The 20,038-nt window shown below is 71.6% G+C and carries 18 protein-coding genes; 12 read left to right on the top strand and 6 right to left on the bottom strand.

Annotated elements, in window-relative coordinates:
* The first annotated feature begins 1 nt into the window (after position 1).
* A complete protein-coding gene (locus AB0M47_RS25415; RefSeq protein ID WP_363418339.1) occupies positions 2–1,168 on the top strand; it encodes an ROK family transcriptional regulator in 1,167 nt (388 codons plus the stop codon).
* 118 nt (positions 1,169–1,286) lie between these two features.
* Here the strand turns inward: AB0M47_RS25415 and AB0M47_RS25410 are convergent, their stop codons facing one another.
* On the bottom strand, positions 1,287–3,068 hold the full coding sequence (locus tag AB0M47_RS25410; RefSeq protein ID WP_363418337.1) for an ABC transporter ATP-binding protein: 1,782 nt from the start codon (positions 3,066–3,068) through the stop codon (positions 1,287–1,289).
* On the bottom strand, positions 3,065–4,918 hold the full coding sequence (locus AB0M47_RS25405; RefSeq protein ID WP_363418353.1) for an ABC transporter ATP-binding protein: 1,854 nt from the start codon (positions 4,916–4,918) through the stop codon (positions 3,065–3,067). The genes AB0M47_RS25410 and AB0M47_RS25405 overlap by 4 nt, the downstream gene beginning before the upstream one ends.
* Before the next feature lie 344 nt (positions 4,919–5,262).
* Here AB0M47_RS25405 and AB0M47_RS25400 point away from each other — a divergent pair, with 344 nt between their 5' ends.
* Positions 5,263–7,089: a long-chain fatty acid--CoA ligase gene (locus tag AB0M47_RS25400; RefSeq protein ID WP_363418335.1), complete on the top strand. Its 1,827-nt coding sequence runs from the start codon at positions 5,263–5,265 to the stop codon at positions 7,087–7,089.
* Positions 7,090–7,260: 171 nt separating this feature from the next.
* On the opposite strand, the gene AB0M47_RS25395 is transcribed toward AB0M47_RS25400, so the two are convergent.
* Positions 7,261–8,730, bottom strand: coding sequence for a PLP-dependent aminotransferase family protein (locus tag AB0M47_RS25395; RefSeq protein ID WP_363418333.1), 1,470 nt, complete (start codon positions 8,728–8,730; stop codon positions 7,261–7,263).
* 61 nt (positions 8,731–8,791) lie between these two features.
* Here AB0M47_RS25395 and AB0M47_RS25390 point away from each other — a divergent pair, with 61 nt between their 5' ends.
* On the top strand, positions 8,792–9,439 hold the full coding sequence (locus tag AB0M47_RS25390; protein WP_363418331.1) for a hypothetical protein: 648 nt from the start codon (positions 8,792–8,794) through the stop codon (positions 9,437–9,439).
* On the opposite strand, the gene AB0M47_RS25385 is transcribed toward AB0M47_RS25390, so the two are convergent.
* The 3 genes from AB0M47_RS25385 to AB0M47_RS25375 are packed head-to-tail and all read right to left on the bottom strand — an operon-like array spanning position 9,440 to position 11,930.
* The gene (locus tag AB0M47_RS25385; protein ID WP_363418329.1) at positions 9,440–10,198 is read right to left on the bottom strand and encodes a hypothetical protein; all 759 of its coding nucleotides are present in this window, start codon (positions 10,196–10,198) and stop codon (positions 9,440–9,442) included.
* A gap of 38 nt (positions 10,199–10,236) precedes the next feature.
* Positions 10,237–11,013: an imidazole glycerol phosphate synthase subunit HisF gene (gene hisF / locus AB0M47_RS25380; protein ID WP_363418327.1), complete on the bottom strand. Its 777-nt coding sequence runs from the start codon at positions 11,011–11,013 to the stop codon at positions 10,237–10,239.
* Positions 11,010–11,930, bottom strand: a complete 921-nt coding sequence (locus AB0M47_RS25375) for an EamA family transporter (protein WP_363418325.1) — start codon at positions 11,928–11,930, stop codon at positions 11,010–11,012. Before AB0M47_RS25375 ends, hisF begins: the two co-directional genes overlap by 4 nt.
* 71 nt (positions 11,931–12,001) lie before the next feature.
* On the opposite strand from AB0M47_RS25375, the gene AB0M47_RS25370 reads away from it, so the two are divergent.
* The 9 genes from AB0M47_RS25370 to AB0M47_RS25330 all read left to right on the top strand — a co-directional run bounded on the left by AB0M47_RS25370 (position 12,002) and on the right by AB0M47_RS25330 (position 20,036).
* Positions 12,002–12,895 (top strand): LysR substrate-binding domain-containing protein, encoded by an 894-nt coding sequence (locus AB0M47_RS25370; RefSeq protein WP_363418324.1) that lies wholly within the window; start codon positions 12,002–12,004, stop codon positions 12,893–12,895.
* Between the two features lie 166 nt (positions 12,896–13,061).
* Positions 13,062–14,108: a YihY/virulence factor BrkB family protein gene (locus tag AB0M47_RS25365; RefSeq protein ID WP_363418322.1), complete on the top strand. Its 1,047-nt coding sequence runs from the start codon at positions 13,062–13,064 to the stop codon at positions 14,106–14,108.
* A gap of 117 nt (positions 14,109–14,225) precedes the next feature.
* Complete coding sequence (locus AB0M47_RS25360) at positions 14,226–14,966, top strand: carboxypeptidase regulatory-like domain-containing protein (protein ID WP_363418320.1); 741 nt, start codon at positions 14,226–14,228, stop codon at positions 14,964–14,966.
* A gap of 23 nt (positions 14,967–14,989) precedes the next feature.
* Positions 14,990–16,216: a phage tail sheath subtilisin-like domain-containing protein gene (locus AB0M47_RS25355; RefSeq protein ID WP_363418318.1), complete on the top strand. Its 1,227-nt coding sequence runs from the start codon at positions 14,990–14,992 to the stop codon at positions 16,214–16,216.
* A gap of 2 nt (positions 16,217–16,218) precedes the next feature.
* Positions 16,219–16,701, top strand: coding sequence for a phage tail protein (locus AB0M47_RS25350; RefSeq protein WP_253761625.1), 483 nt, complete (start codon positions 16,219–16,221; stop codon positions 16,699–16,701).
* A 423-nt stretch (positions 16,702–17,124) separates the two neighbouring features.
* Positions 17,125–17,361 (top strand): hypothetical protein, encoded by a 237-nt coding sequence (locus AB0M47_RS25345; protein WP_363418316.1) that lies wholly within the window; start codon positions 17,125–17,127, stop codon positions 17,359–17,361.
* Between the two features lie 73 nt (positions 17,362–17,434).
* Complete coding sequence (locus AB0M47_RS25340; RefSeq protein WP_363418315.1) at positions 17,435–17,677, top strand: hypothetical protein; 243 nt, start codon at positions 17,435–17,437, stop codon at positions 17,675–17,677.
* Positions 17,677–18,423, top strand: coding sequence for a hypothetical protein (locus AB0M47_RS25335; protein ID WP_363418314.1), 747 nt, complete (start codon positions 17,677–17,679; stop codon positions 18,421–18,423). Before AB0M47_RS25340 ends, AB0M47_RS25335 begins: the two co-directional genes overlap by 1 nt.
* The gene (locus AB0M47_RS25330; protein ID WP_363418312.1) at positions 18,420–20,036 is read left to right on the top strand and encodes a phage baseplate assembly protein V; all 1,617 of its coding nucleotides are present in this window, start codon (positions 18,420–18,422) and stop codon (positions 20,034–20,036) included. The genes AB0M47_RS25335 and AB0M47_RS25330 overlap by 4 nt, the downstream gene beginning before the upstream one ends.
* The last annotated feature ends 2 nt before the right edge of the window (positions 20,037–20,038 follow it).

Below are 20,038 nucleotides of genomic sequence, written 5' to 3'. Positions count from 1 at the left end.
AATGCGGGCGGGACCGAGCCAGGAGGAGATCCGGCGCCAGAACCTCGGGGCGCTGCTGCGATTCGTGCACGTGCGCGGCCAGATCTCCCGCGCCGAACTCACCTCCGAACTCGGTCTCAACCGCTCCACCATCGGCGCGCTGACCGCGGAGCTCGCGGCCGTCGGCCTCGTCAGCGAAGAGGCGCCTCGGGAGACCGGACGCGCGGGTCGTCCGTCCCTTGTGGTCCGCGCGTCCTCCGAGCTGATCTACGCGTACGCCGCGAGCGTGGGCGTCGACCGGATCAGCGCGGCCCGGATCGGGCTCGGCGGCGTGATCATGGATCGCCGGGAGGCCGAACGCCCCGCCGAGGACGTCGTCACCCCGCTGCGGGAGTTCATCGAGTCGATGGAGGCCAGCGTCGGGCCGGGCGCCCGCTGCATCGGCGCCGGGGTCGCCGTCTGCGGCCTCATCCGCCGCGAGGACGGCGTCGTCCGGCTCGGCCCGCATCTGGGCTGGCTCGACCAGCCGGTCGGGGCGGCGTTGGGCGAGAAGCTGCCCGACCTGCTCCCGAGCGTGGTCGTCGGCAACGTGGCCGACCTGTCGGCGCTGGCCGAGCACACCCGGGGGTCCGCGCAGGGCTGCTCGAACATCATCTACGTCTACAGCGACGTCGGCATCGGTGCGGGGATCATCGCCGGGGGCCGCCGCGTCACCGGCCACGGCGGCTACGGCGGCGAGGTCGGCCACATGGTGGTCAACCCGAACGGCCGCCCGTGCGGCTGCGGATCCCGGGGCTGCTGGGAGACCGAGATCGGCGAGGAGTCGCTGCTACGGCACGCGGGCCGGTCGGGTCAGCGCGGGCGGGACGCCGTACTGGCCGTGGTGGACGCCGCCGCCCGGGGTGACGCCGAAGCCCAGGCGGCCGTCCGTCACGTCGGCGACTGGCTCGGATTCGGCGTGGCCAACCTCGTCAACATCTTCAACCCGGAGCTGGTCGTCTTCGGCGGCACACTCCGCGATGTCTACCTCGCTTCCGCCGCCCAGGTACGCAGCCGCCTCAACCACAACGCGCTCGCCGCCTGCCGGGAGCACGTCCGGCTGCGTACGCCCCAACTCGGCGACGACGCGGCCCTGCTCGGCGCGGCCGAACTGGCCTTCGAACAACTCCTGGCCGACCCCCTCGCCTAACCCCCGCGCGGACGCCGCGCCGTCGCGCGGCGCCGCGGCAGATCCATGCGCGGGGGTGGCGGCGTCGCGGGAGGGACGGGCCGTACCCCCGCGGGTATCCGACCAGATGATCTATTGGTTATCGGGTTTGTTCGAGCCAGCTCGCGTAGAGGCGGGCGTAGACCGAGCCCTCCTGCGCCACCAGGTCCTCATGCGGTCCACGTTGGACGATGACGCCCTTGTCGACCACGATCACCTCGTCGGCGGCCTGCGCGGTGGACAGCCGGTGCGCGATGGCGACGGTCGTCCGGCCGCGGGTGACCGCGTCGAGCGTGCGCTGGAGGCGGACCTCGGTGGCCGGGTCGACCGCGCTGGTCGCCTCGTCGAGGACGAGCAGGTCGGGGTCGGCCACGTAGGCCCGCGCGAGCGCGACGAGCTGCCGTTCGCCGACGCTGAGCGACTCACCCCGTTCGCCGACCGAGGTCGCGAGCCCGTCCGGCAGTCCGGCGAGCCAGTCGCCGAGCCCGAGTTCCTCGAAGGCGGCGGTCAGATCGTCGTCGGTCAGCGCGGGCCGGGCGAAGCGCACGTTCGCGCCGATGGTGTCGTCGAAGAGGAAGCCGTCCTGCGGCACCATCACGACATGCGACCGCAGCGACTCGAACCGCACGGTCGCCAGGTCCACACCGGACAGCAGGACCCGGCCCTCGGTCGGGTCCATCAGCCGGGTGAGCAGCTTGGCGAAGGTGGTCTTGCCGCTGCCCGTCTCGCCGACGACCGCGACCTTGGTCTTGGCCGGGATCTCCAGGTGCACGTCGTGCAGGACGCGCGGCCCCTCCGGATAGTTGAAGCTCACCTGCTCGAAGGTGAGGTCGAGCGCGCCGGACGGCAGGTCGACGCCGTCGTGCGCCGGGTCGGCGACGTCCGGCTTCTCGTCGAGGACGTCCAGCACCCGCCGCCAGCCCGAGATCGCGTTCTGCGCCTCGTTGAGCACCTCGGTCGCGATCTGCACCGGCTGGATGAACAGGGTGACCAGGAACAGGAAGGCGACCAGCTCGCCCAGCTCCAGCTGCTTGCCGACGCCCAGCAGCACACCGACGATCACGACCGCCGACATCGCCAGGCCGGCGGCCAGCTCTCCGGTGGAGAAGCTGGTGACGCTCATCCGCAGCGCGCGCTTCTGGGCCTTCTCGTAGCTGCCGATCGTCTCGTCGAGTTTCTCCTGCGTACGCGCGCCGACGCCGTAGGCCCGGATGACCGCCGAGCCGACGACCGCCTCGGAGACCGCGCCGTAGAGAGAGCCGACCCGCTTGCGGACCTCGACGTAGAACGTCGACAGGACCGGCTGGAACTTCTTGATCAGGTACGCCGAGGGCACGAACGCGGCGAGCACCACCAGCGTCAGCTCCCACGAGTAGAACGCCATGACGGCCGTGGTGACCAGGATCTGGCCGCTGTTGACGAGCAGGATCACGCCGCCCCACTGGAGGAACTGGGTGATCGAGTCCACGTCGGAGGTGACCCGGGCGACCAGGACGCCCCGGCGCTGCGTCTGCTGGTGCAGCATCGACAGGTCGTGGATGTGCCGGAAGGTGCGTACGCGCAACGACGCCAGCGCGGTCTCCGAGACGGTGAACAGCCGCTTCATCATCAGGTAGCCACAGGCGGTCGTGCAGACCAGGATGGCCACCGTGAGCAGCGCCCCGATCGTGATGCGCCCCAGATCAGGCCCGCCCGGAGCCTGCAGTCCCTCGTCGATGCCCTGCTGAATCGCGATCGGCACGGCGACCCGGCCGACCATCGACAGGATGGCGAGCCCGAGCGTGCCGAGCAGGCCGGTCCGCAGTTCCGGCGAGAGCGACAGCCCCCGTTTGAGGGTCTGCCACGTCGTCGCGGTCGAATCGGTAACGGCCGCCGTGCTCATCGGACGATCTCCATCGCTGTGTCGGGCTCCTCGAGGTCGTCTTCGGGCTCCTCCGCGTCATAGGACCGGTCCCGTTCGGCTTCCGCCTTCTCGTACGCGGTCACGAGGCCCGCGTACCCGGGGACGCTCTCCAAGAGTTGCGTGTGGGTGCCGTGCGCGACAACCCGGCCTTGCTCCAGATAGATGACTTCATCCGCTAGGGCGATGGTCGCCCGCCGGTACGCGACGACGAGGATCGTCGCGCCGCCCGAGGTCGAGCGGAGCGACCGGAGGATGGCCGCCTCGACGCGGGGGTCGACGGCGCTGGTCGCGTCGTCGAGGATCAGTACGCGTGGCTGCCCGGCCAGGGCGCGAGCCAGCACCAGGCGCTGCCGCTGTCCACCGGAGAGGGTCGTGCCGCGTTCGCCGAGTTCGGTGTCGAGCCCGTCCGGCAGCCGTTCGACGAACGGCTTGACCTGAGCGGTGGCCAGCGCGGCCCAGGTCTCGTCGTCGCTGATCGGCGTGCCGTCGGGGCGCAGCCGGTCGAGGGTGACGTTGGCCCGGACGGTGTCGTCGAAGGCGAATGAGAGCTGCGGGACGAGTGCCACCGCCGCGGCCAGGTCGGCCGCGGCCAGCTCAGTCGCCGGTACGCCGCCCAGCTTGATCTCGCCGGAGTCGGGGTCGAGTAGCCGTGAGGCCAGCGTGGCGACGGTCGACTTGCCGGAGCCGGTCGGCCCGACCAGGGCCACCGTCTTGCCCGGTTTCACCTTGAACGTCACGTCGTGCAGGACGCGCTCGCCGTCGACATAGGAGAAGTCGACGCGGTCGAAGGCGATCTCGGCCGGACCGTCGCCCGGGACACCGCTTTCCCCGTACGCCATCTCGCCGGTCGCGGTCAGCACGCGCTGCACCCGGTCCCAGCCCGCGACCGAGCGCGGAAGTTCGCCGAGCACCCAGCCGATCGAGCGGACGGGGAAGGCCATGACCGTGAACAGCAGGGTGACCGAGATGAGGTCCTGCAGCGAGATCGCCCCCGACTGCACCCGCCAGGCGCCGGCCACGAGCACGGCGAGGGTGCCGACGCTGGGCAGGCTCTCCAGCGACGGGTCGAAGACGCCGCGCAGCCGGCCGACTCGGATGAGCGCGTCCCGCAGCTCGCCGGCCTTGGCCGCGAACCGCTCGGTCTCGGCCTGCTCCCGGCCCATCGTCTTGACGACGAGCGCGCCGTCGAAGCTCTCGTGGGCGATCCCGCTGACCGAGGCCCGCAGCGACTGCGCCTTGGCCTGGCGGGGGGCCATCCGGCGGGAGTAGACGACGTTGAGGCTGAACAGCGCGGGGAAGACGGCCAGCCCGACCAGGGCGAGGACCCAGTCGGTGAAGAAGAGGACGACGACCGCCGCGACCATCATCACGATGCTGCCGAGGGCGAACGGCAGCGGCGCGATCGGCCACCAGGTCGCCTCGACGTCGGAGTTGGCGTTGGAGAGCAGCGATCCGGTCGAGTGCCGGGCGTGCCAGGCGGGCGGCAGCTCCAGGTAGCGCCGGGTCACCTTGCGCCGGTACAGCGCCTGCAGCCGGAACTGCATGAACCCGGAGCCGAGCCGCCGGCCGAAGATGCCGATCACCTTCCCGGCGCTGACCGCGAGGACGAGACCCGCCGCGAGCAGGAGCGTGCCCCACTCGTAACGCTCGGTGGCGAAGGCCGGCTCGACCACGTGACCGACCACGTAGCCCAGGGCGTACGCCGTGCCGATGGTCAGCAGCCCGAACACCACGCTCCCGATCGTCGCGATCGTGAAGATCTTCGGTTCATGCTGGACGCCGGCCCAGAGAACTCGCAGGCCGCGACCGATGACGTCGCGTCCTGTGATCTCTTTTCGGCCATCCTCCGTTGTGCCTCTGCCTGCCGCGCTCTCGGCCACCACGCCCCGCTTGTCCCTCGTAAGTTCCTAACCCGGTGTTCATCCTTACTGAGAGTGCGCGCCGAAGCTATCCGGAATCCGCTGTGGGTGCCGTCACAATCCGGCCAGCGAAGGCTCCTCCGAACACACAACGCAGCCGAAACGATACGGGCGGGTATGGCTTCACCGGAGGCGTGCGGCTACCCTTCGGTAACGCTAGAGAAACGTGGCGCACGTCACCCCGTGATGGCACAGCAACGATAGAGCAACGACACATTCACAGCAGCGATAGCGCTTCGGAGGGCAGCTCGGCCATGACCACGACCCAGGTTCCCTACCGGTCGATTCCGGAGATGTTCTTGAGCCGGGTGGCCGCCACCCCGGGCAAGGAGGCCTTCGGCGGCCCCGGCCCCGATGGCGAGCCGCACTACCTCACCTGGGCCCAGGTCGGCGACCAGGCCCGGCAGATCGCGGCCGGCCTGACCACGCTCGGCATCGGGCAGGAGGACCGGGTCGCGATCCTGGCCGGCACCCGGCTGGAGTGGATCCTGGCCGACCTCGGGATCATGTGCGCCGGCGGCGCGACCACCACGGTCTACCCCACCACCGAGGCGGAGGACGCCTGCTACATCATCGCCGACTCCGGCTCGAAGGTGCTGATCGCGGAGAACCCGGCGCAGGCGGCGAAGCTCACCGCCGCCCCGGTCCCGTCGATCACCCACGTCGTGCTGATCGACGGCGAGGCCGACCCGGCGGCGGGCGTACCGCAGCTGACCCTGGCCGACCTGGAGCTCCAGGGCGCGCAGGCGCTGGCCGAGAACCCCGGCCTCATCGACGACATCGTCGCGGGCATCGAGCCCGATCACCTCGCGACGCTGATCTACACGTCCGGCACGACCGGCCGGCCCAAGGGCGTCGAGCTGCTGCACCGCGGCTGGTGCTGGGAAGGCGTCGTGCAGGGCGAGGTCGGCGTACTGATCCCGGAGGACCTCCAGTTCCTCTGGCTGCCGCTGTCGCACTCCTTCGGCAAGACGCTGATCTGCGGCATCATCCACGTCGGCGTGAAGACCTATGTGGACGGCCGGGTCGACAAGATCGTCGAGAACCTCGGCATCGTCCGCCCGACGCTGATGGCGGCCGCCCCGCGCATCTTCGAGAAGGTCTACAACCGGGTCGTCACCGGCGTACAGGAGGACGGCGGCGCAAAGCTGAAGATCTTCGGCTGGGCCGTCCGCGTCGGCAAGCAGAAGGTCGAACTGGAGCAGGCGGGCAAACCCGTCCCCGGCGGGCTGGCCCTGAAGTACAAGGTCGCCGAGCGGCTGGTCTTCAGCAAGCTCCAGGCCCGGCTGGGCGGGCGGATCCGCTACCTCGTCTCCGGCTCGGCTCCGCTGTCGGTCCCGATCGCGGAGTTCTTCGCCGCCGCGAGCCTGCCCATCTCGGAGGGCTACGGCCTGACCGAGTCGAGCGCGGGCAACTGCGTCAACCGGCCCGGCGCGCTGCGAATCGGCACGGTCGGCCCGGCCCTCGGCGACCTGGAGATCAAGATCGACACCGACGGCGAGGTGCTGCTGCGCGGCGCGCCGATCATGCGCGGCTACCACAACCTGCCCGACGAGACGGCCGCCGCGTTCACCGAGGACGGCTACTTCCGGACCGGCGACATCGGCGAACTCGACGAGGCCGGCTTCCTGAAGATCACCGACCGGAAGAAGGACCTCGTCAAGACGTCCGGCGGCAAGTACATCGCGCCCAGCCACATCGAGGGCGTGTTCAAGGCGCTGTGCCCGCTGGTCTCCCAGGTGCTCGTCATCGGCCAGTCCCGCAACTACTGCACGATGGTCGTCACCCTCGACCCGGACGCGGTCACGTCCTGGTCGCACGGCGGCCCGCTGGACGGCAAGGGTTACGCCGAGATCGTCGCGTCGAAGGAGGCCAACGAGGTGGTGGCGGCCGCCGTCGCCGACCTCAACGGGCGGCTGAACCGGTGGGAGACCATCAAGAAGTTCGCGATCCTGCCGCGCGACCTCACCATCGAGGACGGCGAGATCACCCCGTCGCTGAAGCTCAAGCGCCGGGTGATCGAGGCCAACTTCAAGGACGAGATCGAGGCGATGTACGCCGGCAGCCTCGCCGAAGTCTGACAGCCGCCCGTTCTTTGCCCCGTTGATCATGGAGTTTGCCCCCTCGACACACCGTCGAGACGGCAGTTAACTCCATGATCAACGGGGTGGAGCGAGGCGGGCGAGCGTAAGCGAGCCGCGGGGTGAGGGACGGCGGGGCGAGCGGCGGGGCGAGCGGCGGGGCGAGCGGGGTCAGGCGATGAGGGCCTGTTCGGCGGCGTAGATCACCCGGTCCGGGGCGCGGTCGAGGTCGAAGCGCGCGGCGGCGATCCGGTCCACCGCGTCCACCAGATCCTGTTCGGGCAGCGTGAACGGCAGGCGCAGGAAGCGCTCCAGCGTGCCGTCCACACCGAACCGTGGCCCCGGCGCCAGGCGTACGCCATGGCTCTCGGCGGCGCGCGCCAACGCGCTGGAGACGGGCGCGTCGAGTTCGGCCCACAGGGTCAGTCCGCCGTCCGGGACGCTGACCCGCCATTCCGGCAGCCGCTCCGCAAGCGCCTTGAGCAGGGTGTCGCGCCGGGCGCGCAGGCCGGGCCGGCGGGCGTCGACCACCTCCGGCCCGTACGCCAGGAGCCGGACCGCCACGAGCTGGTCGAGCACGGGGCTGGCCATGTCGACGCCGACCCGGACCGCGGCGAGGCGCTGGACCAGTGGCGCGGCGGCCCGGATCCAGCCGATCCGCATGCCGCCCCAGTACGGTTTGGACAGTCCGCCGATCGTCATCACCCGGCTGTGCCGGTCGAAGGCGGCCACCGGCGGGGGCATCGTGGCGCCGTCGTCGAACAGGTGCATGTCCACGAAGGACTCGTCGATGACGAGGTCGACCCCGGCGCTGTGTGCCACCGCGGGAAGCTGTTCGCGCAGCTTGACCGGCATCAGATGACCGGTCGGGTTCTGGAACTCGGGCACCAGGTACGCCAGCCGCGGCCGGGTCTGCCGCAGGGTGTCGAGCAGCAGCTCGCCGTCCCAGCCGTCGTGGCCGAGCCCGTACGTCGCGATGCGCGCCCGGGCCCCGGCGAGCGCGGCGAGCGCACCCGGGTAGGTCGGCGACTCGGTGAGCACCGGCGCCCCGGGGTGCACGTGCAGCCGGATGACCAGGTCGAGCGCGTGCTGGGTGCCGTTGGTGATGAGGATCTGTTCGGGCCGGGTCGGCAGGCCGCGCGCGGTGTATCGGTCGGCGACCACCTCGCGCAGCACGTCGAGGCCGCATGGCCAATAGCCGACCTGCCCCAGGTACGCCGGCAGGTCGTCGACGGCGGCCCGGGCCGCCTCCACCAGCTCGGGCGGGGCGGACGGGGCCGCGCAGCTCAGGTCGATGATGCCCGCCTCGGCTTGCGGCGCCGGTCCCCACAGCCCGCTGGCCCCGACGCGCATGCCTTCGGGGAGCGTCGTCCAGCTGCCCGAGCCGCGGCGGCTCGCGAGGTGGCCGGAATCACGCAGCTCCCGGTACGCGGCCGAGACCGTCGTCCGGGAGATCCCCAGTGCTTCGGCCAGTTCGCGCTCGGCCGGGAGGCGTACGCCCAGGGCCAGGCGGCCGTCGGTGAGCAGGCCGCGCACGGCTCCGGCCAGCGCCAGGTAGTCGGGGCTGCGCCGGCGGGCCGGCAGCGCGTGCCATTCGCCGAGCAGACGAGCCAGCTGGCCACCGCGTACCAAGCCACTCATGAGGCCACCTCCCGTCAATTGGCCACTTTACGACAGGCCACTCGGCCCTAGAGTTGCACGCATGCGCTTTGGTGACAAGACCGTCAGCCGGCTGATCCGCCTCGTGACCGGCCTGGCGCTGTACGGCGTGAGCATCCAGCTCATGATCGCGGCGCACCTCGGCAACCAGCCGTGGAGCGTCCTCGACCAGGGCTTGCACACCAAGACCGGGCTGACGATAGGCACCATCGTCGTCCTCGTCGCGGCGGTCGTGCTGCTGTGCTGGATCCCACTCCGGCAGAAGCCCGGTCTGGGCACCATCGCGAACATGCTGCTGATCGGGCCGTTCGTCGACCTGACCGCGCTCGTGCTCCCCGAACCCCGGGCGATGTGGGTACGCATCGGCTACCTGCTCGGAGGCGTACTGCTCAACGCGGTCGCGACTGGCCTCTACATCGGGGCCCACTTCGGCCCCGGCCCGCGTGACGGGTTGATGACCGGCCTGGCCAAGCGCGGCCTGTCCATTCGGGTCGCCCGGACCTCGATCGAGGTCGTGGTCGTGGTGATCGGTTTCCTGCTCGGTGGCACGTTCGGCGTCGGAACGGTGCTCTACGCGCTCGCCATCGGGCCGCTCGCCCAGGTCTTCATCCCGCTGTTCGCCGTCCGGAGCACCCCCGCCGTCACCGCCTCGACCGAGGCCGCTCCCGAACCCGCTCCCGCTGCGGCGTGATCAGCCGGCTTGGGTGACGATGTCGTTGACGATCTTCAGGGGAACAGCGCGGTCGGTAGCCGGAGACTGGGCGTACAGGACCACGAGGTAATCCTCGCCGGACCGGCTGAACACGTGCGCGAGGTCGAGCACCCACAAGCCCCGCGCGTCCTGAGGCGTCTCGACATGCCAGGTCCGGGCGGTGTCGCGTACCGGGGTGCCCGCCTGCGCGAGCCAGCTCAAGGCCCACTCGCGCATCCGCGCCGTGGTGCAGTCACGCTCGCAGCGCACCAGGCTCAGGACCACCGCCTGCTTGCTCGCCACGGACTTCTCGTCCACGCACACCTTGCGGTACGCCGTAGGGGCGGCCGGGAGAGTGTCGCCGTTGACGCAGTTCCACTCCTCGGGCAGCCGGAAGGCGAAGGGCCAGCCGGGGAAGGCGGCCGTGTAGGTGGTGTCCCGGGCGACGTAGACCGGTCCCAGCACCGGCTTGCCCGAAACCTGCCGTAGCGAGGGCTGCTTCGTCGAGGTGAGCCAGGTCGGCGCGGGCGCCGGGCTCGGCGTACGCGTACTCGACGCCGACGACGACGGGGCGAGCGCGGCGGCCGACGGGCGTACCAGCGCCGCGGCGTCGATCGCGTTGGCCCGCTTGGCCAGCAGCACGCCGGAGGCGTACCCGACCGCGATCAGCAGGGGCAACGCGCCCAGCAGCACCCACAGCAGCGTCTGCGGGCGAGGTCCGGGCGCCGGTGGCCGCAGCACGGTGTTCGTCTGGGTCACGTCCGGGACGCTACCGCACCAGGAGAGATCGGAGAACGTCAGATTCTGACCGGATGTCCGGCCGCCGCGAGCGCGCCCTTCACCTCGGCGATGGTGACCTCGCCGAAGTGGAAGACGCTCGCCGCGAGAACGGCGTCGGCGCCGGCGTCGATCGCGGGCGGGAAGTCCTCCGCGCGTCCGGCGCCGCCGCTGGCGATCACCGGGATGTCGACCGCCGCCCGGACGGCGGAGATCAGTTCCAGATCGAACCCGCCCTTGGTGCCGTCGGCGTCCATCGAGTTGAGCAGGATCTCCCCCGCGCCCAGCTCCTCGGCCCGGCGCGCCCATTCGACGGCGTCGACCCCGGCCGGTTTGCGCCCGCCGTGCGTGGTGACCTCGAAGCCGCTCGGCGCGTGCGGCAGGCGGTCGAGCGTACGCCGGACGTCGAGGGACAGCACGAGCACCTGGTTGCCGAACCGCTCGGCGATCTCGCCGATCAGTTCCGGCCGGGCCAATGCCGCGGTGTTCACGCCGACCTTGTCCGCGCCCGCGCGCAGCAGCACGTCGACATCGGCCACGCTGCGGACGCCGCCGCCGACGGTGAGCGGGATGAACACCGTCTCCGCCGTCCGCCGGACGACCTCCAGCATCGTGCCGCGCCCCTCGGAGCTGGCGCTCACGTCGAGGAAGGTCACCTCGTCGGCCCCGGCCGCGTCGTACGCGGCGGCCAGTTCGACCGGGTCGCCGGCGTCCCGGAGGTCGGTGAAGTTGACGCCCTTCACCACCCGGCCGGCGTCGACGTCGAGGCAGGGGATGACCCGTACGGCAACCGTCATGTCCTCGAAAGTACAGGCTCCGGCGTCGCGGCCCGGTCCGAGTCCGGCGGCTGAGACGAACGCGTCATCCGCCGCAGCGCGCCGAGCAGGATGCCGCCGACCACGAGCAGTCCGCCGAGGATGTCGGTGGGTTCGAGCCGCTCGCCGAGGAAGAGCGCGGCGCTGGACATCCCGAAGAAGGGGACGAGCATCGAGAACGGCGCGACGGTTCCCGCGCCGTACCGGCGGATGAGCACGCCCCACAGCCCGAAGCCCACGATGGTCGACAACGCGCTGGTGTACGCGATCGCCCCGAGCGCGGTGCCGTCGATCCCGCGCACCGCCGCGAGGTCGGCGTCGAGCCCCTCGACGGCGACGGAGATCCCGAGCAGCGGCAGGCCGCCGACCGCGCCGACCCACATCATGAAGCGCGCCATGTCGGGCGGGGCCGCCCGGCGCATGATGACGTTGTTCAGCCCCCAGAACACCGCCGACCCGAGGACCAGGGCGAAGGCGAGCGGCGGCCGTTCTCCGCCCACCCCGGCGGCGACCACGGCCATGCCACCGGTCGCCAGTGCCAGCCCGGCGAGCTGCCGGGGCCCGGGGCGTTCCCGCAGCAGGGGCATGGCCAGCAGGACGGTGAAGATCGCCTGGCTCTGCAGGACCAGTGAGGTCAGCCCGGCCGGCATTCCCTCGGCGATACCCCAGAAGAACAACGAGAAGTGCAGTACGCCCAACGTCAGCGCGGAGGCGACCACCCAGCGCCACGGCACGCCCGGCCCCCGGCGCAGCACGAGCAGTGGCAGGCCGACCGCGAGCAGCCGCAGCGCGCAGAACAGCAGCGCGGGCATCCGGTCGAGGCCGAGTTTGATCGAGATGAAGTTCAGGCCCCAGACGGCGGCGATGCCGACGGCCAGCAGAATGTCGCGCGGTCGCATGGCCTTATCCCAGCTCACCGCACGATGTAGCACCAGCGAATTGTTCTTCATGCTGAGTTAAGCTCCGCTACATGGATCTGGGACGGCTCCGTGCCCTCGACGCGGTCGCGACCTACGGCAGCGTGCTCGCCGCCGCCGACGCCCTGCACATCACCCCGTCGGCGGTCAGCCAGCAGCTCGCCAAGCTCGACCGCGAGACCGGGACCCGGCTGCTCGAACGGGACGGGCGCGGATTGCGGCTGACCGACGCCGGGCACATCCTCGCCGACCACGCCGCCCGGGTGCTCGCCGCCGTCGACGAGGCCGAGTCCGCGCTGGCCGCGTACCATCAGGACGTCACGGGCACGGTGACCATCGCGGCGTTCGCGACCGCCTGCCGGGGGCTGCTCCCCCGCGCGCTGGCCGAGCTGGCGGGCAAGCATCCGCAGCTGACCACCCGGATCGCCGAGACCAACCCGTACGAGGCGATGGACGCGCTGATCCGGGGCCGGGCCGACGTGGCGGTGGCCGACGACTGGCCGGAGATCGGCCTGGTCCTGCCCGACGGAGTGGCCCATGTGACCCTCGGCCACGACCGCGCCGACCTCATCGTCCCTAGTGGACACCGGTTGGCCGGTGCGCCGGCCGGCCCGCTGGCCCGAGCGGTCGGCGAACGCTGGATCGCCTCGCCGCCCGGCACGATCTGCCACGACTGGCTGCTGCGGGTGCTGCCCGGCGTACGCCCGGACTTCCTCGTCGGCGAATTCGAGACCCAGCAGACCCTGGTCGCTGCCGGACTCGGCGTCGCCCTGGTGCCCCGGCTGGCGCGTACGCACACCGTCCCGGGCACGGCCGTCGTCGCCGTCGACCCCGTGCCGACGCGCCGCGTCGTCGTCGCCTGGCGCAAGGCGACCGAGGTACGCCCAGCGCTCGGCGCGACCGTCGCGGCCCTGCGTACCGCATGGTCCGACCGCGCCACCGCCTAGCTATTCACACCAGCGCTCGCGCCGCCTCCGCGCCGCTCCCGCACCGTATTCCGCGCTGGATCAGGGTTCCGGGTCGAATCTTGACCCAAGATTCGACCGAGAACCCTGATCCAGCCCTGACGGCGTGGCGCATGACAGTGACGCACTCATGGGTATAACAACGGTCATGGCCCCCAAGACGCCGCGCAGCGCCGAACCCGGCCGGCTGCATCGCGACCGCCTGCTCCGGCTGCTCAAACGTGCTCCGCGTCGCCCCGCCGACCTCGGTTTCCGGGCCTGGGCCCGGGTCTTCCGGCGTACGATCGCCGAATTCGTGGCCGACGACCTGGGTGACATGGCCGCGGCCCTGACCTACTACGGCATCCTGTCGATCTTCCCGGGTCTGCTGGTCCTCGTGGCCGCGGTGGGCCTGCTGGGCGACTCGACCGCGAGCGCCGTGGAGGCGAACATCCGCGAGCTGACGCCCGGACCGGCCCAGCAGATCATCGCCGACAGCATCGACAACCTGCGGGAGAGCCGCCAGACCGCCGGGCTGCTGGCGGTCGCCGGTCTGGTGATCGCGTTCTGGTCGGCGACCGGCTACATCGGATCGTTCATGCGGGCGGCGAACCGGATCTTCGACGTGCCCGAGGGCCGTCCGTTCTGGAAGACGGTGCCGGTGCAGCTGGCCATCACCGCGATCACCGGCGTCTTCCTCGCGGTCAGCGCGCTGGTCGTCGTCTTCACCGGACGGCTGGCCGCGCAGGCCGGCAAGGCGCTCGGCTTCGAGGAGGCGAGCATCCGCGTCTTCGACGTGGTGAAATGGCCCGCGCTGATCCTCGGCGTGACGATGATGCTCGCGCTGCTCTACTGGGCCACCCCGAACGCGCGGCAGGGCGGTTTCCGCTGGATCACGCCGGGGAGCCTGTTCGCCGTGGTGCTGTGGATCGCGGTGTCCGCCGGGTTCGCCTTCTACGTCGCCCATTTCGGGTCGTACAACAAGACATACGGAACCCTCGGCGGGGTGATCGTCTTCCTCGTCTGGCTGTGGCTGACCAATGTGGCGGTTCTGCTGGGCGCGGAGTTCGACGCCGAACTCGGCCGCGCGCGGGCGATCGCGGCCGGACTGCCCCCGCGTGCCGAACCGTATCTGCCTCTCCGCGACGTGCCTAAGCAGCACGAACTCCAAGAACTCACGGACGATCACCTGACGGAGGACAACCCCTCAGCCTAGCTACACAACGTCAACGTGTCGTCACCCAAATGCGACTCCGCTGTCGTTAGATCGGCGACACCCATGTGACGGATCGGCGACTGTGAATAGTGATCGCCCCGTCACAGAATGCTCCGCATGACCGACCCCGGGCCCGGCCCCATCGAGGCGGCCACCGCCCGGCTGCTCGACTGGCTGGGGCGGACGGCCGGTGTCACCGCGCGCCTGGCCGACCCGGACGCGCCCGTTCCCAGGGTGTCGATTGTGGACAGCGCTGCAACGGGCGGCGACCACCACGGCAGCCCAAAGCCTGGCAGCGTCACCGTCTACCTCCTGGAAGTACGCCCGGCGCGCCAGACGCGCGGCACCGGTCCCCGCGAGCCGTACCGGTTCACCGTGCGCTTCCTCGTGACGGCGTCCGGGATCGACGCGGTACGCAGCCTCGACCGGGTGCTGACCGCCGCCGTCCACGCCGGGGAACCCGAGATCCTGCTGACGGCCGGCGATCCGGCCCTGTGGCAGGCGTTGGGCGTACCGCCGCGACCGGCGCTGCTCGTCGACATCCCGGCGATCGTCGCGTACGCCGAGCAGCCGGCCCCGCCGGTGCTCCACCCGTTGAAGATCGAGCACGTCGCCCGGCGGACGCTGGCCGGAACCGTCGCCGGTCCTGGCGACGTCCCGCTGGCGGCCGTCCGCGTCGAGGTGCTCGGCACGACGCTGGCCACCGTCACCGACGCCCAGGGGCGGTTCACCGTCGCGGGCGTGCCCGACACCGGCGAGGTACGCCTCCGCCTGGTCGGCCGGGGCCGGATCTTCGTCGCGGCCGTCGATCCCGGCGAGCCGGACCTCGTCCTCCGCTGCGACCTGCCTACCCGCTAAAGCCTCACGACTGAGGAGTTCACATGCCCAACTACTTCTCCCCCGGCATCTACGTCGAGGAGGTGCCCAGTGGCGCGCGGCCGATCGGCGCGGTGGGCACCAGCACGGCGGGCTTCGTCGGGGTCGCCCCCAACCCGAACGCCGTCTCTGACCGCGCGGTCCCGGTCAACAACTGGACCGAGTTCCTGAACGTCTTCGCCTCGGGTGTGGACAACCCGCAGGGCACTCCGTTGTCCCGGGCGGTCTTCGGCTTCTTCGACAACGGCGGCACCCGGTGCTGGGTGGTCAACGTCGGAGCGAACGGCCAGATCAGCGGCACCGGCCGCAAGCGGGCCGGCCTGCAACTGCTGGAGACGGTCGACGAGCTGTCGATCGTGGCCGCGCCCGGATTCCACGGCGCGGTCGCGACCGAGGCCCTGCTGAGCCTGGCCGAGCGGCTGCGCACCATGGTCGCGATCTGCGACCCCGCGCCGGACGTCGACGACATCGCCAGCCTGACCCGGGTCGGCACGCCCACCGACAAGCCGGCCAAGCCGCCGAAGCCCGACGACCCCGCGCCGGCCGCTCCGTCGCCGGAGGACGTCGGCAACCGGCCGCGCCAGTCGGAGTTCGGCACCTTCTACTACCCGTGGATCACCGTGCGCGACCCGCTGACCGGGGAACTCGTCGACACCCCGCCGTCCGGGCACATCGCCGGGGTCTGGGCGCGTACCGACGCCCTGCGCGGGGTGCACAAGGCCCCGGCCAACGAGCCGGTCCGGGGCGCGGTCGACCTCGCCCGTCAGCTGACCCGCTCGGAGCAGGACGTGCTCAACCCCAAGGGGGTCAACTGCATCCGGTCGTTCGCCGCGGAGGGCATCCGCGTCTGGGGCGCCCGGACCCTGGCCGCCGAGGCGAGCGAGTGGCGCTATCTCAACGTACGCCGGCTGACGATCTCGCTGGAGCAGGCCATCGCCAACGGCACCCGGTGGATGGTGTTCGAGCCCAACGACTTCTCGCTGTGGCGGTCGATCCGGCGGGACATCGGCGCCTTCCTGACCCGGGTCTGGCGCGACGGGGCGCTGCTGGGGCGTACGCCGGAAGAGGCGTTCTTCGTGAAGTGCGACGAGGAGACCAACCCGGTCGACGTCCGTGACGCCGGCATGGTGGTCGCGCACATCGGCATCGCGGTGGTCAAGCCGGCCGAGTTCGTGGTGTTCAAGCTGAGCCAGTGGGCCGGCGGCACCGAGACCGAGACGATTGGGAGCTGACAATGGCACAGGCCACCCCGCAGCCGGGCGCGCCGGTCGACCCCTACCGCGCGTACAACTTCAAGCTGCTCATCAACGGCGTCACCAACGGGCACTTCACCGAGGTCTCCGGGCTCGAGTTCACCATCCAGCGGCTGGCGTACCGGGAGGCGGGCAACGACCGCATCCGCTACGTGCCCGGCCAGGTCGACTACGAGCCGATAACTCTCCACTTCGGACTCACGTCGTCCCGCGAGATCTGGGACTGGGTGAACGGCGCGGCCAAGGGCACGGTCAGCCGCCGCAACGTGTCCATCGCCCTGTACGACGCGGCCGGCACCACCGAGGTGCTGCGCTGGAACGTCATCAACGCGTGGCCGACCCGGTGGCGCGGTGCGCACCTCAACACGCTCGCGCAGGAGATCGCGATCGAGTCGATCGCCCTCGCCTACGAAAGCCTGGAACTGGAGACCGGCAGTGGCACGGCGGCGAAGCCCACTTCCTAGCCGGGGAGTGCTCGCGCGGGTGCTGCTGGCGGCGGCCGCGCGGCTGCAACGCGCCGCGTCGGCCCTGCAGCCGCCCGTGCCGCCGGTCCTGCCGCCCGCGCCGCGCCGGCCCGGCCAGCCTCCCGAGCACTGGCTCGCGCTGGTCACGGCCCACGCGCCCGGCCTGCTCCGCGACGGTTCCGCTCCAGACGAAGGGATACGCACAACGGCGTACCCGGAGTCGCCGGTTCCGTCCGCCGACCCCATCCCACCCGCCGCCCTCCCACCATCCCGTCGTTGGCAGCAGATCACGGATATGCATGCTTCCGTGGCCCAAGATTCCAGGGATATCCCTGATCCGGTGGTAACGGCGGCCCGAGCGGGGACGCCGGTGGCGGCTGCGGTGGTGACGCCCGGGCGGGACGCGCCGGTGGGCCCGGCGCGGTGGCCGTCGTTGCCGGGCGAGCCGCCGGTCGCACCGGCTCGGCGGTCCGGCAGCGCCGCAGGCGAAGTGCCTTCGGCAAGGGTCACGACGACACCGCCGCTACCAGTGCCGCCCGCGATCCGGCCGTCGTCCCCGCACCGGCCGTCGTCCCCGATCCGACCGTCGTCCCCGATCCGGCCGTCGTCCCCGATCCGGCCGCCGTCCCGCGCTCCCCTTGGGCAGCGGATCACGGATAAGCCTGCCTCCCGGGCCCAAGATTCGACCCAGATCCCTGATCCGATGGTGACGGCGGCCCGAGCGGAGACGCCGATGGCGCCGGCGTGGCGGGCGTACCACCCGCCGGAGCTGGACGGGCCGGAACTGAGCGCGCTGGAACGGAGCGGGCCGGAACTGAGCGTGCCAGAGACAAGTACGCCGGAGGCGAGCGGGCCGGAGCCGGTGGCGGATCCGTGGCCGCAGTTGCCGGACGACGCCGAGCTGTGGAGTGCCGTGCCGCCGTTGTTCACCACCGACCGGCTGGCCCGGCTCGACAAGGAACAGGCGGGTGCCTGATGGAACGGGTCGCCTTCCTCATCGACGAGACCGGAGTACGCGTGGACTGCCTGCTCAATCCGGAGACCGTCCAGGTCACCCGGCTGGCCGGGGTACGCCCGCGGTCGTCGGCGGCCGGGCAGATCACCGGGCAGGGGCTGGCCGACGATCCGTTGGTGTTCACCGGCGGGGGGCGTACCGAGCTGACCCTGGACCTGTTGTTCGACATCGACTTCGTGGAGTCGCAGACCCGCCCCACCGACGTACGCGCCCTGACCCGTCCGCTGTGGATGCTCGCGGAGAACTCGGCGACCGAGCACGGCTGGGTACGCCCGCCGAAGGTGTTCTTCGCGTGGGGCAAGGCCTGGCTGGTGCCCGGGATCATCGTGGCCATCGCGGAGCGGTTCGACGCGTTCACCCTCACCGGTACGCCGAAGCGCTCCTGGCTGCGGTTGAAGCTCGTCCGCGTGGCGGAGTCGGCCGATCAGGCGCAGGCCGGCTTCGAGGAGGAGCTGGCCGCGGCCAGTACGCCAGCCCCGCCCGGCACGGCGATCGTGGCGACCGGCGACGGCCGGGCCACCGGCGAGGACGGCGTCCAGGGTGGCACCGGGGTGCGGTTCGACCTGCTGGCCCACGACGCGCTGGGGTCGCCGCTGCGGTGGCGGCTGCTGGCCGAGCACAACCGCATCACCAATCCGTTCGAGGTCGAGGCGGGCACGGCGCTGGCCGTACCACCGAGCACGGGCAAGGCCGGTGATGCCCAATGACCGCCGTGACGCCCCGGGCGCTGTCGGTGCAGGTGAAGGGGATGCCGCTGCCGCCGTCGGCACTGACCCGGCTGGCCGGCGTACGCGTCTCGGCCCGGCTCGACCAACCCGGTCAGTGCGAGCTGACCTTCACCGCCGATCCCGGTTCGGGCGCCGACCCGGCGACGTTCCCGCTCGGCGCGACGCTGGCCGTACGCCTGGACGACACGACCGACGACCTGTTCTCCGGTGAGGTGACGGCCGTCGAGATCGAGTACGCCGCCGATGGCGCGGCGCTGCTGCGGGTGCGGGCGTACGACCTGTCGCATCGCCTGCGCAAGCATCAGGAGCTGCGGGTCTTCGAATCGGTGACGGTCGCCGACCTCGCCGGTGAGCTGGCCGGGAAGGCCGGCCTGAGCGTGGACGCAGCGCCGGGGAGCCTCTCGGGCGAGCCGCCAGGAGTGCGGTCAGTCGACGGCCCCCGGATCGAGCGGCTGCTGCAACACCGGCAGACCGATCTGGAACTGCTCGTCGAGGTCGCCGGGCGGGCCGGGCTGCACCTGGCGGTCGACGGCGACACCCTGCGTCTGATCACTTTGGACGGCTACGGCTTCCCGGTGCCGCTGGACCTCGGCTCCTCGCTGATCGGCGTACGCGTCGAGGCCAATCTCGACCAGGCGGCCGGTGACAGCACGGCGCTCGGCTGGCATCCGCAGCGGGCCGAGCTGATCGAGCAGTCCGCCGGTTCGGCGCGGTCGGGCCGCAAGATCCCGCTGCGCCCCGATCCCGGCGACGTCGGGGCCGACGGTACGCGTACCGCGGTCAACCAGCCCGGCCGCAGCGACGACGAGCTGGCCGCCCTCGCGCAGGCCTGGCTGGACACCCGGACGGCCGCCTGGGCGACCGCGACCGGCACGGCCGACGGCGACGGGCGGCTGCGGCCGGGGCGGCGGATCGCGATCGGCGGGGTCGCCGAACGGTTCTGCGGGGTGTACGTGCTGACCGAGGTGGTGCACACCCTCGACGCCGCCGGGCACCTGACCCGGTTCTCGACCGAGCCGCCACCGGTTCCCGCGCAGTCGTCGGCCGCGGTGCTGACCCTGGGCTCGGTGACCGATGTTGATGATCCCGATCGGCTGGGCCGGGTGCGGATCGACCTGCCGGCGTACGGGGGTCTCGACGCGGGCTGGCTCGCCGTCGCGCTGCCGGGCGCGGGCCGCGGCAAGGGCATCGTGGCGCTGCCCGACCCGGGGGACACCGTGCTCGTGGCGTTGCCGGGCGGCGAACCGGCGGCCGGGATCGTGCTGGGCTCGTTGTTCGGCGCTGTCGAGCCTTACGACGCCGGGATCAACGACGGCAAGGCACAGCGCTGGTCGATGCGCACGGCGTACGGGCAGAAGATCGTGGTCGACGACGGTGGCCGCAGCCTCCGGCTGGAGACCGAGGTGGGCAGCTATCTGGAGCTGACCCCGGACCTGACCACGCTGCACGCCGCGACGCCGCTGGTGCTCCAGGCGCCCGGCAAGGCGATGGTCATCCGGGCCCGGACCGTCGACTTCCAGCACGCCGACGCGCCCGAGGACCCGCAGGCGGCGGCCGATCAGGCCGCCGCCGCGGCGAAGCAGAGCGGCTGAGG

Origin of the sequence: Hamadaea sp. NPDC051192, from assembly GCF_040682475.1 — a bacterium.
In the GTDB taxonomy this organism is placed as follows: Bacteria; Actinomycetota; Actinomycetes; order Mycobacteriales; family Micromonosporaceae; genus Hamadaea; species Hamadaea flava.
This window is presented reverse-complemented; position numbering and strand designations above follow the sequence as displayed.